Annotated in this window: 10 protein-coding genes; 4 read left to right on the top strand and 6 right to left on the bottom strand. The window is 75.0% G+C overall.

What is annotated here, in order from left to right:
• The first annotated feature begins 65 nt into the window (after positions 1-65).
• Positions 66-1,439: a GNAT family N-acetyltransferase gene (locus B9W62_RS32895; protein ID WP_087810557.1), complete on the top strand. Its 1,374-nt coding sequence runs from the start codon at positions 66-68 to the stop codon at positions 1,437-1,439.
• Between the two features lie 24 nt (positions 1,440-1,463).
• On the opposite strand, the gene B9W62_RS32890 is transcribed toward B9W62_RS32895, so the two are convergent.
• Positions 1,464-2,687 (bottom strand): trans-sulfuration enzyme family protein, encoded by a 1,224-nt coding sequence (locus B9W62_RS32890; RefSeq protein WP_087812201.1) that lies wholly within the window; start codon positions 2,685-2,687, stop codon positions 1,464-1,466.
• A 60-nt stretch (positions 2,688-2,747) separates the two neighbouring features.
• Here B9W62_RS32890 and B9W62_RS32885 point away from each other — a divergent pair, with 60 nt between their 5' ends.
• A complete protein-coding gene (locus B9W62_RS32885; RefSeq protein WP_087810556.1) occupies positions 2,748-3,245 on the top strand; it encodes an Lrp/AsnC family transcriptional regulator in 498 nt (165 codons plus the stop codon).
• Between the two features lie 78 nt (positions 3,246-3,323).
• Positions 3,324-5,012, top strand: coding sequence for a DUF885 domain-containing protein (locus tag B9W62_RS32880; RefSeq protein ID WP_087810555.1), 1,689 nt, complete (start codon positions 3,324-3,326; stop codon positions 5,010-5,012).
• Between the two features lie 24 nt (positions 5,013-5,036).
• Here B9W62_RS32880 and B9W62_RS32875 read toward each other — a convergent pair whose 3' ends face one another.
• The 3 genes from B9W62_RS32875 to B9W62_RS32865 form a co-directional block, all read right to left on the bottom strand.
• Positions 5,037-5,882 (bottom strand): SDR family oxidoreductase, encoded by an 846-nt coding sequence (locus tag B9W62_RS32875; protein ID WP_087810554.1) that lies wholly within the window; start codon positions 5,880-5,882, stop codon positions 5,037-5,039.
• Between the two features lie 114 nt (positions 5,883-5,996).
• Positions 5,997-6,515: an immunity 21 family protein gene (locus tag B9W62_RS32870; protein WP_087810553.1), complete on the bottom strand. Its 519-nt coding sequence runs from the start codon at positions 6,513-6,515 to the stop codon at positions 5,997-5,999.
• A 21-nt stretch (positions 6,516-6,536) separates the two neighbouring features.
• Positions 6,537-7,028: a rhodanese-like domain-containing protein gene (locus tag B9W62_RS32865; protein ID WP_107424229.1), complete on the bottom strand. Its 492-nt coding sequence runs from the start codon at positions 7,026-7,028 to the stop codon at positions 6,537-6,539.
• Positions 7,029-7,149: 121 nt separating this feature from the next.
• On the opposite strand from B9W62_RS32865, the gene B9W62_RS32860 reads away from it, so the two are divergent.
• Positions 7,150-7,596, top strand: coding sequence for an Lrp/AsnC family transcriptional regulator (locus B9W62_RS32860; protein WP_087810552.1), 447 nt, complete (start codon positions 7,150-7,152; stop codon positions 7,594-7,596).
• A 17-nt stretch (positions 7,597-7,613) separates the two neighbouring features.
• On the opposite strand, the gene B9W62_RS32855 is transcribed toward B9W62_RS32860, so the two are convergent.
• Together B9W62_RS32855 and B9W62_RS32850 are read right to left on the bottom strand one after the other, a co-directional pair.
• Entirely contained in the window at positions 7,614-10,610 is a 2,997-nt protein-coding gene (locus B9W62_RS32855) for an AAA family ATPase (protein ID WP_087810551.1), read from the bottom strand.
• Complete coding sequence (locus B9W62_RS32850) at positions 10,607-11,770, bottom strand: exonuclease SbcCD subunit D (protein WP_087810550.1); 1,164 nt, start codon at positions 11,768-11,770, stop codon at positions 10,607-10,609. The genes B9W62_RS32855 and B9W62_RS32850 overlap by 4 nt, the downstream gene beginning before the upstream one ends.
• Positions 11,771-11,834: the final 64 nt, after the last annotated feature.

Raw genomic sequence — 11,834 nt, 5'->3', positions numbered from 1 at the left:
ATCGGTCACAGAGCGTTCGTGATCACGCAACACCGTTCCTTCACAGTGGGTGCATGAGTCGAGACATGTCTGATGTGACGGATGCCGTGGCGCACCTCGTCGAGTACGGCACCGCGGTGCCCGCCCTGGTGCTGGCCTCCCTGGCGGCACTGATCGCCACGGCGGGATTCCACACCCGGTGGTCACGACGCCACGGGCAGGCGCCGCCCGCGGACGATACCGGCGCCCGGCCACCGACCACCGGGCGGACGGCCGGGACCGGAGCGACCGGGCGGGAGACGACCGGACGCGAGCCGGGCGGAGCCGAGCCGGGCGCTTCCGAGCACGGCGGTGAGAGCGCGCTGTGGCGGATGCGGACGACGGTTCGGGACGCGCCGGGTTCGCTGGCCGTGCTCTGCGCGGCCCTCGCCGACCGGCGAATCGACATCCTGAGCTTGCAGACACACCCGTTGGCCGAGGGCACGGTGGACGAGTTCCTGCTCCGCGCGCCGGGTGAGCTGAGTGCGGGCGAGCTGGCCGACCTGGTGACGGCGGCGGGCGGTGCCCGGACCTGGACCGAGCGGGCGGACGCCCACGACCTGGTGGACGCACCGACCCGGGTGCTGGCCCTGGCCGCGCGTACGGCCCTGGACGCGGCGGAACTGCCGTTGGCGTTGCGGCAGTTGCTGGGCCGGTGCACCATCAGGTCGCTGCCCGCGACCGCCGACGCGCGGACCGGGGCGCGAGCGGCACAGGAGGTGCCGCCGGAGGGCACGCTGGAGGACACGGTGCTGCGGCTGCGCGCCCCGGAGGGCGGGGTGATCAGCGTGGAGCGCCCCCATCTGCCGTTCACCCCGGCCGAGTTCGCCCGGGCGCGGGCGCTGGTCGAGCTGGACGCCCGGCTCGGGCCCCGGGTCCCGCACATCCGGGACGTGCTGACCCTGCCCGAGGGAAGCGACATCACGGTCCGCCGGGCCGACACGCGTGACGTTCCGGCGGCGAAGGCGATGCACGAACGCTGCTCGGCGCGGACGCTCGGGTTGCGGTACCACGGTCCGGTCAAGGACGCCGACCGGTACCTCAACCACCTGCTCAGCCCGCGCTTCGGCCGCACCCTCGCCGCGCAGACCGCGTCGGGGCGGATCGTCGCGCTCGGTCACCTGCTGTGGGACGGGGACGAGACGGAGGTCGCGCTGCTGGTCGAGGACGGGTGGCAGCGCCGCGGCATCGGCGGCGAACTCCTCGGCCGCCTCGTGGCGATGGCGGCGGAGACCGGGTGCGAGAGCGTGTACGCGGTCACCCAGGCGTCCAACACCGGCATGGTGGCCGCGATGCGCGGCCTTGGCCTCCCCCTCGACTACCAGATCGAGGAGGGGACCCTGGTCGTCACGGCGCGTCTCGACCCGGCCGCCCGGTCCGCGGCGCCGCTGCCGCACGGGGAGCGGATCGGCCGGGAGTGACGGACGGCGGACGTGGTGGGCCGGTCACTCGGTCCGCGCCAACGCCTCCCGCAGCGGGACGGCCCCGGCCGCCCGCTCCCCCAGGGCCCGGTCCAGGTCGGCCCACAGGTCGTCGACGTCCTCCAGGCCGACCGACAGCCGCAGCAGCCGGTCGCCGACCCCGGCCTGCCGCCGGTCGTCCGCGTCCACGATGCGGTGGCTGATGGACGCCGGGTGCTGGATGAGCGTGTCGACGCTGCCGAGGCTCACCGCCGGGGTGATCAGCCGGACCGCGCCGATGACCTCGTGCGGGTCGCCGTGAACCTCGAAGGAGACCATCGCGCCGCCGATGCGCGGATAGTGGACGCGGGCCACCCGCGGGTCGGCGGCCAGCCGCCCGGCCAGCTCGGCGGCGTTGGCCGAGGCGGCCCGTACCCGGACGGGCAGCGTGGACAGTCCCCGCAGCAGCAGATATCCGGCCAGCGGGTGCAGCACTCCGCCCGTGGCGAAGCGGACCTGCCGCAGCCGCCCCGCGAACTCCTCGTCGCAGGCGACCACTCCGGCCAGCACGTCCCCGTGCCCGCCGAGGTACTTGGTGGCACTGTGCAGCACCAGCCGGGCACCGTGTTCGGCGGGGCGCTGGAGCACGGGTGTGGCGAAGGTGTTGTCCACGAGCAGCGGCACCGACCCGCAGGCGTGCGCCACGGCCCGCAGGTCGACCTCGGCCAGCGTCGGGTTGGCGGGCGACTCCACGAGGACCAGGCCGGTGTCCGGGCGCAGCGCGTCCGCGACGCCCGCCGGGTCGGTCCAGGTGACCTCGGACCCCAGCAGCCCGGCGGTCAGCAGGTGGTCGCTGCACCCGTACAGGGGCCGTACGGCGACGACGTGCCGCAGTCCCATCGAGCCGCGGACCAGGAGGACCGCGCTCAGTGCGGCCATGCCGCTGGCGAAGGCGACGGCGGCCTCGGTCCCCTCCAGCCGGGCCAGCGCCGTCTCGAAGCGGGAGACGGTCGGGTTGCCGAGGCGGCCGTACACCGGCGGGCCGTCCGGCTCGGCGCCGCCGGCGGCGAACGCGTCGATGCGGGCGGCCTCGCCGCGGCTGTCGTACGACGGGTAGGTCGTGGACAGGTCGATGGGCGGGGCGTGCACTCCCTGGGCGGCGAGGTCGTCGCGGCCGGCGTGCACGGCTTCGGTGGCCAGTGCCCTGCCCGTGGGTGCGGTGGTGCGTACGTCGTCGGGTGGTGACGTGTGCGTGCGCGCTGAGTCCATGGCCCGAAGGGTGAACACCGAACGGGTGGATGCGGCCGTACTCCGTGCTACGTTCGGGCCATGGCCGATTCCGTCGTACTGGATCCGGTGGACCTCCATCTGCTGCGGCTGCTTCAGAACGACGCCCGGACCACCTACCGCGATCTCGCCGCCCAGGTCGGCGTCGCGCCGTCGACGTGTCTGGACCGGGTGGCCCGGCTGCGGCGGGCCGGGGTGATCCTCGGCCACCGGCTCGAGCTGGACCCGGCGAAACTGGGGCGCGGCCTCCAGGCGCTGCTGCTGGTGCAGGTGCGCCCGCACCGGCGGGAGCTGGTCGGACCGTTCGTGGAGCGGATCCGGGCGCTGCCCGAGTCGCGCACCGTCTTCCACCTCACCGGCCCGGACGACTACCTCGTGCATGTCGCGGTCGCGGACATGACGGATTTGCAGCGGCTGGTCCTGGACGAGTTCACGTCCCGGCGGGAGGTGGCCCGGGTCGAGACCCGGCTGATCTTCCAGCAGTGGGAGTGCGGCCCCCTGCTGCCCCCGGCCTCCTCCCCTGCCGCGGCCACGCCCTGAGCGAAATCCGGCCGCCCGCGCGGTCGGGCCCTGCCGACCGGGCTGACGCGGCACCGGTATCCGTATGAGGATGTCCGCATGTCAGAGACCAAGAGCCCGCTGCCCCGCGAGGTCGCCGACGCCTACGTCGACGAGCTCATCGCCCTCGACCCCGTCACCGGTACCTATCTCGGTGTCGCGGAGAGTTCCAGCCGTCTGCCCGACTTCTCACCCGCGGGGCAGGAGGCCCTCGCGGAGCTGGCCCGCGCCACCCTCGCCCGGCTGGACGAGGCGGAGCGCCGGCCGGGCGGGGACAGCGACGTGGAGCGGCGCTGCGCCCGGCTGCTGCGTGAGCGACTCACCGCCGAACTGGCGGTGCACGAGGCCGACGAGGGTCTGCGTTCGGTCGGCAACATGGGCACCGCCGCCCATTCGGTGCGCGAGGTCTTCACCCTCACCCCGACCGGCACCGACGAGGACTGGGCCCGGATCGCCGAGCGGCTGCGGGCGGTGCCGGCGGCGTTCGCGGGCTACCGCGCGTCCCTGTCGCTGGGTCTGGAGCGCGAGCTGTACGCGGCGCCGCGGCCGACCGCCACCTTCGTCGAGCAGCTCGGCGAGTGGGCGGACACGGGCGAGGGGCGTGGCTGGTTCGAGGACTTCGCCGCCGACGGCCCCGAGGCGCTGCGCGCGGAGCTGGACGAGGCCGCCCGGGGCGCGACCGCGGCCGTCGCGGAACTGCGGGACTGGATGCGCGACGTGTACGCCCCGGCCGTCGAGGGCGCCCCGAACACGGTGGGCCGGGAGCGCTACGCCCGCTGGTCGCGCTACTACAACGGCACGGACCTGGACCTGGACGAGGCGTACGCCTACGGCTGGTCCGAATACCACCGCCTGCTGGCCGAGATGAAGGCGGAGGCCGAGAAGATCCTGCCGGGCGCCGAGACGCCGTGGGTGGCCCTCGCGCACCTGGACGAGCACGGCAGGCACATCGAGGGCGTCGACGAGGTCCGCGACTGGCTGCAAGGCCTGATGGACCAGGCGATCGAGCAGCTGGACGGCACCCACTTCGAACTCGCCGAGCGGGTACGGCGGGTGGAGTCGCGCATCGCGCCGCCCGGCAGCGCGGCGGCGCCCTACTACACCTCGCCGTCGGAGGACTTCGCACGTCCGGGCCGCACCTGGCTGCCGACGATGGGACTGACCCGGTTCCCCGTGTACGACCTGGTCTCGACCTGGTACCACGAGGGCGTCCCGGGCCACCACCTCCAGCTCGCGCAGTGGACGCACGTGGCGGACGACCTCTCCCGCTACCAGGCCTCGGTGGGCATGGTCAGCGCCAACGCCGAGGGCTGGGCGCTGTACGCGGAGCGGCTGATGGACGAGCTGGGGTACCTCACGGACGCGGAGCAGCGCCTGGGCTACCTGGACGCGCAGATGATGCGGGCCGCCCGCGTCATCGTGGACATCGGCATGCACCTGGAGCTGGAGATCCCGGCGGACTCGCCCTTCCACCCGGGAGAGCGCTGGACGCCGAAGCTGGCGCAGGAGTTCTTCGGGGCGCACAGCAGCCGTCCGGCGGACTTCGTGGAAAGCGAGCTGACCCGGTACCTGACGATCCCGGGCCAGGCGATCGGCTACAAGCTCGGTGAGCGGGCGTGGCTGCTGGGCCGCGAGAAGGCCCAGGAGCGGCACGGCGACTCCTTCGACCTCAAGGCGTGGCACATGGCGGCCCTCTCCCAGGGCTCGCTGGGCCTGGACGACCTGGTGGACGAGCTGTCGCGGCTGTGACGCCCTCGCCGCGCCCGTGTCACCTCACCGCCTGAAGCCCCCCTCCGAGTCGACGACCTGACCGGTGATCCAGTCCGCCTCGTCCGTGGCGAGCCACGCGACGAGGCGGGCCGGGTCGTCGGGCATGCCCCAGCGTCCGCCGGGAAACCGCGCGGCGACGGCGTCGTAGTCCGGGCCGGTCAGGTAGTCGGTGTCCACGGGGCCGGGGTTGACCGCGTTCACGGTGACGGCGTGTTCGGCGAGGGCCGTCGCCAGGGAGCGCGTGACGGAGGCGAGCGCGCCCTTCTGGAGGGCGTAGGCGATCTCGCCGGGCATGCCGCCCGCGATGTCCTGGCCGGAGGTCATCAGCACGACGCGTCCGCCGGGTGTGCGCGGCGGCAGGGCGGCGCGGTGGCGGGCGTGGGCCTGGACCAGCAGCAGCACCGAACGGGTGTCGACCTGCCAGTGCGCGTCGAGCATCGCGGCGTCGACGGTGTCGAGGGTGCCGTCGGAGCCGCTGAGCGCGTGGTTGGCGACGAGGATGTCCAGCCGTCCGCCGAGCGCTTCGGCGGCGTCGGCGACGAGTTCGCCGGGGGCGTCGGGCCGGGTGAGGTCGCCGGGGCCCGCGTGCACGGCGGCGTCCGGGTCGCCGAGCGCCGCGCGTACGGAGTCGACCACGTCGTCCACGCGGTCGGCGCCCCAGGGCATGGCGGCGTCGTGCGGGACGTGGTGGTGCAGGTAGACGCTCGCTCCGTACGCGGCGAGCCGTCGGGCCACGGCGTGGCCGATGCCGCCGCGCCGGCTGGCTCCGGTGACGAGGGCGGTGCGGCCGCGCAGGGGCAGCGGGTCGCGGCGCAGGTCTTCGGAGGCGGGGTGGGGAAGTCGTGGCATGGGCACCCATGATGGGTGGGCGGCGGCCGTCCCGCATGTGGATATCTCCGCCCCGCGCACCGGTGCGCCTCCGTGGACTGCGATCCGCCGCCCCGCACGCCGATGCCGCCGCCGCTACCGGTCGGTGAGCCGCCGCAGGTGGACGAGGCCCAGCCAGGTCTCGGGTCCGGGGCGCACCTCGGCCGCGCGCACCGCGTACCGGCCGGGGTCGAGCGCGACCCGCACCCGGTCGGCGCGGTCCGACGCGGCGCCGGGCCAGGCGGCGTCGAACAGGAACACGGGTCCGGGCACGTGCCAGGACACCTCGGGCTGCCACTCGGCGGCGTCGAGAGCGGCGGGGACCCCGGCCAGCACCTCGTCCTCGGAGTCCGCGGCGCACCAGCGGACGAAGGTGCCGTGGTCGGGGAGGTAGGCGGTGGAGGCGGGTTCGTCGCCGAGTACCAGGGCGGTGGAGTCGCCGACCGGAAGCAGTCCTACGTGGCCGTCGACCTCGCACGCCCGGTCGTAGTCGGAGTCGGTCTCCTCGCCGTCGGCGCCGGTCCAGAACGGCAGGACCGTCTCCGGGACCGCGATCAGCGGACCTCCGCCCGACTCGACCCACTCCACCGCGCCCGGCTCCGCGTATCGCACCATGCGGCAGAACCTACACGCCGCTCAGCAACCGCAGTCGGCCGCGTCCACCGGAACGGTCAGGGGGTCGGCGGCGCGGCGCTCGGCGCCCTGCCACGTCTCGAACTCGAAGCCCTCGCGCACCCAGTACTCGAAGCCGCCGAGCATCTCCTTGACCGGGTACCCGAGTTCGGCGAGGGCGAGGGCGGCACGCGTCGCGCCGTTGCACGCGGGTCCCCAGCAGTACGTCACCACCGGCACGGCGGGGTCGAGGAGTTCCCCGGCCCGCTCTGGGACGAGGGCGGTGGGGAGGTGGACGGCGCCCGGCACGTGGCCCTGGTCCCAGGACCCGGTGGAGCGGCAGTCGACGAGCACGAACCCCGGGTCACCGCCGGCGGCGAGGGCGTCGGCGACGTCGGAGACGTCGGTGTGGAAGGCGAGGCTCGCCCGGAAGTACGCGGCGGCTTCGGCGGGCGGTGCGGGGGCTGCCCGCAGAACGGAGTTGACGGGTCCGGCGGGGGTGGGGGCGACACTCATGGTCCGGCCTCTCCTCGGTGGATCTTCCAGCCAGAAATCTATGGTGCGCACCGCCACGCCTGAAGGGGGATTCCCCGGCCCGTGTCTTGCCCGACCGGGAAATCCCGGCTATCCATCCCGGATGACCGAGTATTCCCCGGACGCCACCGACTGGCGCATCCTCGACGCGCTCCAGCGGGACGGCCGGGCCAGCTTCGCCGAACTGGCCCGTGCCGTCTCGATGTCCGCGAGCGCGGTGACGGAGCGCGTGCGGCGACTGGAGGAGGCGGGGATCATCCAGGGGTACGCGGCGGTCGTCGATCCCGAGCGGCTGGGGCTGCCGATCCTGGCGTTCGTGCGGCTGCGCTACCCGGTCGCCAACTACAAGCCGTTCCACGACCTGGTCGCGGTCACGCCGGAAATCCTGGAGGCGCACCACGTCACGGGGGACGACTGCTTCGTGATCAAGGTGGCGGCCCGTTCGATGCGGCACCTGGAGGAGGTGTCCGGCCGGATCAGCGCCCTGGGTTCGGTCACCACGAGCGTCGTCTACTCCTCACCGCTCCCCCGCCGCCCGTTGGGACGCTGACACCGGCCCCGACGCGCTCAGCCGGCGCCCCGCTGCCGCAGTACGGAGCCCGACCGCCCCTTCACGACCTCCAGTTGGGCGTGGATGCGGCGGCGCAGGTCGGCGACGTGGCTGACGATGCCGACGCTGCGGTCCCGCTCGCGCAGCGCGTCCAGGACGTCGAGGACCTCGTCGAGGGTCTGGTCGTCGAGGCTGCCGAAGCCCTCGTCGATGAAGAGGGTGTCCAGGCGGACGCCGCCCGCCTCGTCGGTGACGACGTCGGCGAGACCGAGCGCGAGGGCGAGCGAGGCGAAGAACGTCTCGCCGCCGGACAGTGTGGCCGTGTCGCGTTCGCGGCCGGTCCAGGCGTCGACGACGTGCAGGCCGAGGCCGCTGCGGCCGCGGCCACTGCGGTCGTCGGAGTGGACGAGGGTGTAGCGGCCGGAGGACATGCGCAGCAGCCGGGCGGTGGCCGCAGCGGCGACCTGTTCGAGGCGGGCGGCCAGTACGTACGACTCCAGGCGCATCCGGCGCTCGTTGTCCGCCGAGGTGCCCGCGGCGAGGGAGGCGAGGCGGGCGACCCGGGAGTGCTCCTCGCGCAGCGGCGCGAGCCGGCGCGCCGACGTGGTGGCGTGGGCGGACAGCCGGTCCAGTTCGGCGCGGCACCGGTCGGCGGCGTCGCGGGCCGAGGAGGCCTCGCGCAGGCGCCGGTCCGCGTCGGCGGCCGCCTGTTCCGCCGCGGCGAGGTCGGCGGGCGGCCGGCGGGCCGCGTCGGCGGTGCCGGCCTCGGCGAGGACCGCGCGGACGGCGGCGTCCTCCGACTGCCAGGCGTCGAGCCGTCGTTGCAGCTCGCGGTGGGCGGTGTCGTCGAGCAGGGCGGCGGCCGCGTCCGCCGGGGTGTCGAAACCGGCCCGGAAAGCGGCGTCGGCGAGCCGGGCGTCGGCGTCCTTGAGCCGCTGGGCGGTGTCCTCGGCGGCGCGGGCGGTGTCCGCCGCGTCCGTGAGCAGCGCGGCCCGGCGCTCCAGCTGTGCGGCCCGCGCCGTCACGCTCTCGGCGGCGCCCCGGGCCTGCGTCAACTCCGCTTCCAGTGCGGCCTGTTCGCGCTCCAGCCGGTCCCGGCCCGCGACCCGGGAAGCGGACCGTACGGCGGCCTGCTGCTGGGCGGCGGCGCGCTGCTCGCGTTCGCCTTCGGCCCGCCGCAGTTCCTCCTGCGCGGCGTGCAGGCCGGAGGCGGTCGCCCGCGCCCGCGTGTACGCCGTCTCCAGTTCCTCGGCCTCTTCGGCCAGCCGGGCGGTGGGCGCGTCCCCGGCTTCCGCCGTGGCGGCGGCGAGCGCCTCCCGCAGGGTGCCCAGCTTCCGTTCGGCCTGCGCGCGCCGCTCGTCGGCGGTCTGGTAGGCGGTGAGGGCGCGTTCCTCCGCCTCGCGGTCGACGTGCCCGGCGCTCTTGCGGGCGGGCGCGGGGTGCTGGGTGGCGCCGCACACCGCGCAGGGTGTGCCGTCGGTGAGGTTCGCGGCGAGTTCGGCGGCGATGCCGTGCAGCCGCTGCTCCTTGAGGTCGAGCCAGTGGGCGCGGGCCTCGACGGCGTCCTCCGCGGCGGCGAGCGCCCGCTGCCGGGCCGCTTCGGTGTCGTCGGTGAGCCGGTCCCGTTGCCGGGCGGCCGCCAGCCTGCGCCGCGCCGGATCGCGCTGTACGGCGAGCTGTTCGGCGCGGGTGGCGGCCTCCTGTGCGGACTCGACGCGGCTCTGGAGCCCGGTGCGGACGGTCTCCCACTCGGCGAGCCAGGTCTCCGCCTCCTGCCGGACCTCCTCGTCGGCGCGTTCCTGGCGGTCGAGACCGGCCCGCTCCTCGACGAGTTCGGCGAGGCGGCGTTCGGCACGTCTGGCCGACTCGAGGCCGCCCAGTTCCTCGGCGGCCCGGCGGGCGGCGGCGGCCAGTCCGGCGGCACCCGCGTCGGCGAGGGCCTGCGGCAGCAGGGCGCGGGCGCCCGCCTCCGCGGTCGCCGCCCTGCGGTGCTCGCCGTCGGCGGCGTCCCGCAGCTCCAGGGCGGGGGCCACCGCCTCGGCCTTGCGGGCCCGTTCCATGCGCTCCCGGGCGGCCCGGTGGGCGTCGGCGCGCTCCGCCAGTCGGGCGGCCCGCTCCCGTGCCTCGGCGAACCGGCGTTGCAGCCGGTCGAGTTCGCGGGCGTCGGCCAGCTCGCGGCCGGTGGCGGCCTGGGCGGACTCGGCGGCGGTGAGCCGGCTGTCGGCGATCGTGAGCAGCTCGCGGGCTTCGGCGCGGGCCACGGCGGCGGCTTCGAGGACCGCCTCGGCCAGTCCCGGTTCGCCCGGTGCCAGCTCCGGCAGCTCCATGGCGTCACCGGCGGCCTGCTGCATCCGGTGCGCGTCGGCCAGCAGGGTGGCGTCGCCCTCGCGGACCTGGGCCTCGGTGGCACGGCGCCGTTCGGCGAGACGCTTCTCGACCTCGGCGAACCGCCGGGTGTCGAAGAGCCGGCCGAGGAGCTTGCCGCGGGCTTCCGCGTCGGCGCGCAGGAAGCGGGCGAAGTCGCCCTGGGGCAGCAGCACGACCTGGCAGAACTGCTCGCGGCTCATACCGAGCAGCTGGGTGACCTCCTCGCCGATCTCCTGGTGCGAGCGGCTGAGGTCCTTCCAGGCGCGGGTGGTCGCGTCGTACTCGCGCAGCCAGGTCTGCGCCTTGTCGACGGTGGTGCCCTTGCCGCGGAGCTTCAAGCGCTCCCAGGGCGGCTGGCGGGTGATCTCCAGCCGGCGCCCCGCGACGGTCAGCTCCAGGCGCACCTCGGTGCGGGTGCCGGGGGCCGCGTGGTCGCTGCGCAGTGTCATGCCCTGACCGCCGCCCTGTCGGGCGCCGGGAACGGAGCCGTACAGGGCGTAGCAGACGGCGTCGAGTACGGAGGTCTTGCCGGCGCCGGTGGGGCCGTGCAGCAGGAACAGTCCGGCGGCCGACAGGTCGTCGAAGTCGACGCTCTGCGAGGCGCCGAAGGGTCCGAAGGCGGTGATGTCCAGCCGGTGCAGCCTCACCGGGCCACCTCCCGCACGGTCTCGTCCGCGCGTACGGCGTCGAAGGCGTCCCGCAGCACGCCCCGTTCGCGGTCGTCGGGCCCGGCGCCGCGCACGTGGGTCACGAAGTCCTCCGCGATCTGCTGGTCGCTGCGGTCGGCGAGGCGCCGGGCGTAGGACACGCCGGGCTCGTCGGGGGCGCGCTCGGGGTCGAAGACGAGGCTCAGCGTGTGCGGGAACCGCTCCGCGAGCCGGGCCATGGGCTCGTCCGGGCGGACCGGGTCGGTGAGGGTCGCCTCGACCCACGCGTCCTCGTGCGGGGCCAGCTCCGGATCGGCGAGCAGGTCCTCCAGCCGGCCGCGCAGCCGGGCCAGCGCACGCGGCACCGGGCAGTCGAGGCGCTCGGCGGTGACCGCACCCGCCGCGTCCAGGTCGACGAGCCACATGCTCTTGCGCTGCCGGTGCTCGGAGAAGGAGTACGGCAGCGGGGAGCCGGAGTAGCGGACGCGCTCGGTGAGGGTCTGGCAACCGTGCAGGTGCCCCAGCGCCACGTAGTCGACGCCGTCGAAGACGCCGGAGGGCACGGCGGCGACCCCGCCGACGGCGATGTCCCGCTCGCTGTCGCTCTGCTCGCCGCCGGTGACGAAGGCGTGCGCGAGGACGACGGAGCGGGTGCCTCGCGCGCGCGTGGCGAGGTCGGCGCGCACCCGGTCCATGGCGGCGGCGAGCACGGCCTCGTGCCCCGCCTTCTCGACCCCGAACTCGGCCTTCACCAGCGCCGGTTCGAGATACGGCAGCCCGTAGAAGGCCACGTCCCCGTGGGTGTCGGTCAGCACCACGGGCGTGTCGCAGCCCGCCGGGTCGGTGCGCAGGTGGATGCCGGCCCGGTCGATGAGCCCGGCGCCGACCCCGAGCCGGCGGGCCGAGTCGTGGTTCCCGGAGATCATCACCGTGGGCACGCCGAGGTCGGCGAGGCGGTGCAGCGCGTCGTCGAACAGCTCGACGGCCGCGAGCGGCGGCACCGCCCGGTCGTACACGTCTCCCGACACGACCACGGCGTCGACGGCGCGCTCGCGCACGGTCTCGACGAGGTGGCCGATGAACCCCGCCTGGGCCCCGAGCATGTTCACCCGGTGGAACGCCCGGCCGAGGTGCCAGTCGGAAGTGTGCAGCAGTCGCATGATCCCCGAGACTAACGGCAGGGTCCGACAGCCCGGGCGGTAACTCCCGTTTCGCCCCGGCCAC

Source organism: Streptomyces sp. CS113, from assembly GCF_002188365.1.
GTDB lineage: Bacteria > Actinomycetota > Actinomycetes > Streptomycetales > Streptomycetaceae > Streptomyces > Streptomyces tendae.
The sequence above is the reverse complement of the archived record's forward strand: the minus strand, read 5'-3'. Positions and strand labels throughout refer to the sequence as shown.

Excerpts from the sequence above, each read along its gene's own strand:
- B9W62_RS32880 (WP_087810555.1), top strand. The coding sequence starts at position 3,324 with ATGTCAGAGACCAAGAGCCCGCTGCCCCGCGAGGTCGCCGACGCCTAC.
- B9W62_RS32850 (WP_087810550.1), bottom strand. The coding sequence starts at position 11,770 with ATGCGACTGCTGCACACTTCCGACTGGCACCTCGGCCGGGCGTTCCAC.
- B9W62_RS32895 (WP_087810557.1), top strand. The coding sequence starts at position 66 with ATGTCTGATGTGACGGATGCCGTGGCGCACCTCGTCGAGTACGGCACC.
- B9W62_RS32890 (WP_087812201.1), bottom strand. The coding sequence starts at position 2,687 with ATGGACTCAGCGCGCACGCACACGTCACCACCCGACGACGTACGCACC.
- B9W62_RS32865 (WP_107424229.1), bottom strand. The coding sequence starts at position 7,028 with ATGAGTGTCGCCCCCACCCCCGCCGGACCCGTCAACTCCGTTCTGCGG.
- B9W62_RS32860 (WP_087810552.1), top strand. The coding sequence starts at position 7,150 with ATGACCGAGTATTCCCCGGACGCCACCGACTGGCGCATCCTCGACGCG.
- B9W62_RS32870 (WP_087810553.1), bottom strand. The coding sequence starts at position 6,515 with ATGGTGCGATACGCGGAGCCGGGCGCGGTGGAGTGGGTCGAGTCGGGC.
- B9W62_RS32875 (WP_087810554.1), bottom strand. The coding sequence starts at position 5,882 with ATGCCACGACTTCCCCACCCCGCCTCCGAAGACCTGCGCCGCGACCCG.
- B9W62_RS32885 (WP_087810556.1), top strand. The coding sequence starts at position 2,748 with ATGGCCGATTCCGTCGTACTGGATCCGGTGGACCTCCATCTGCTGCGG.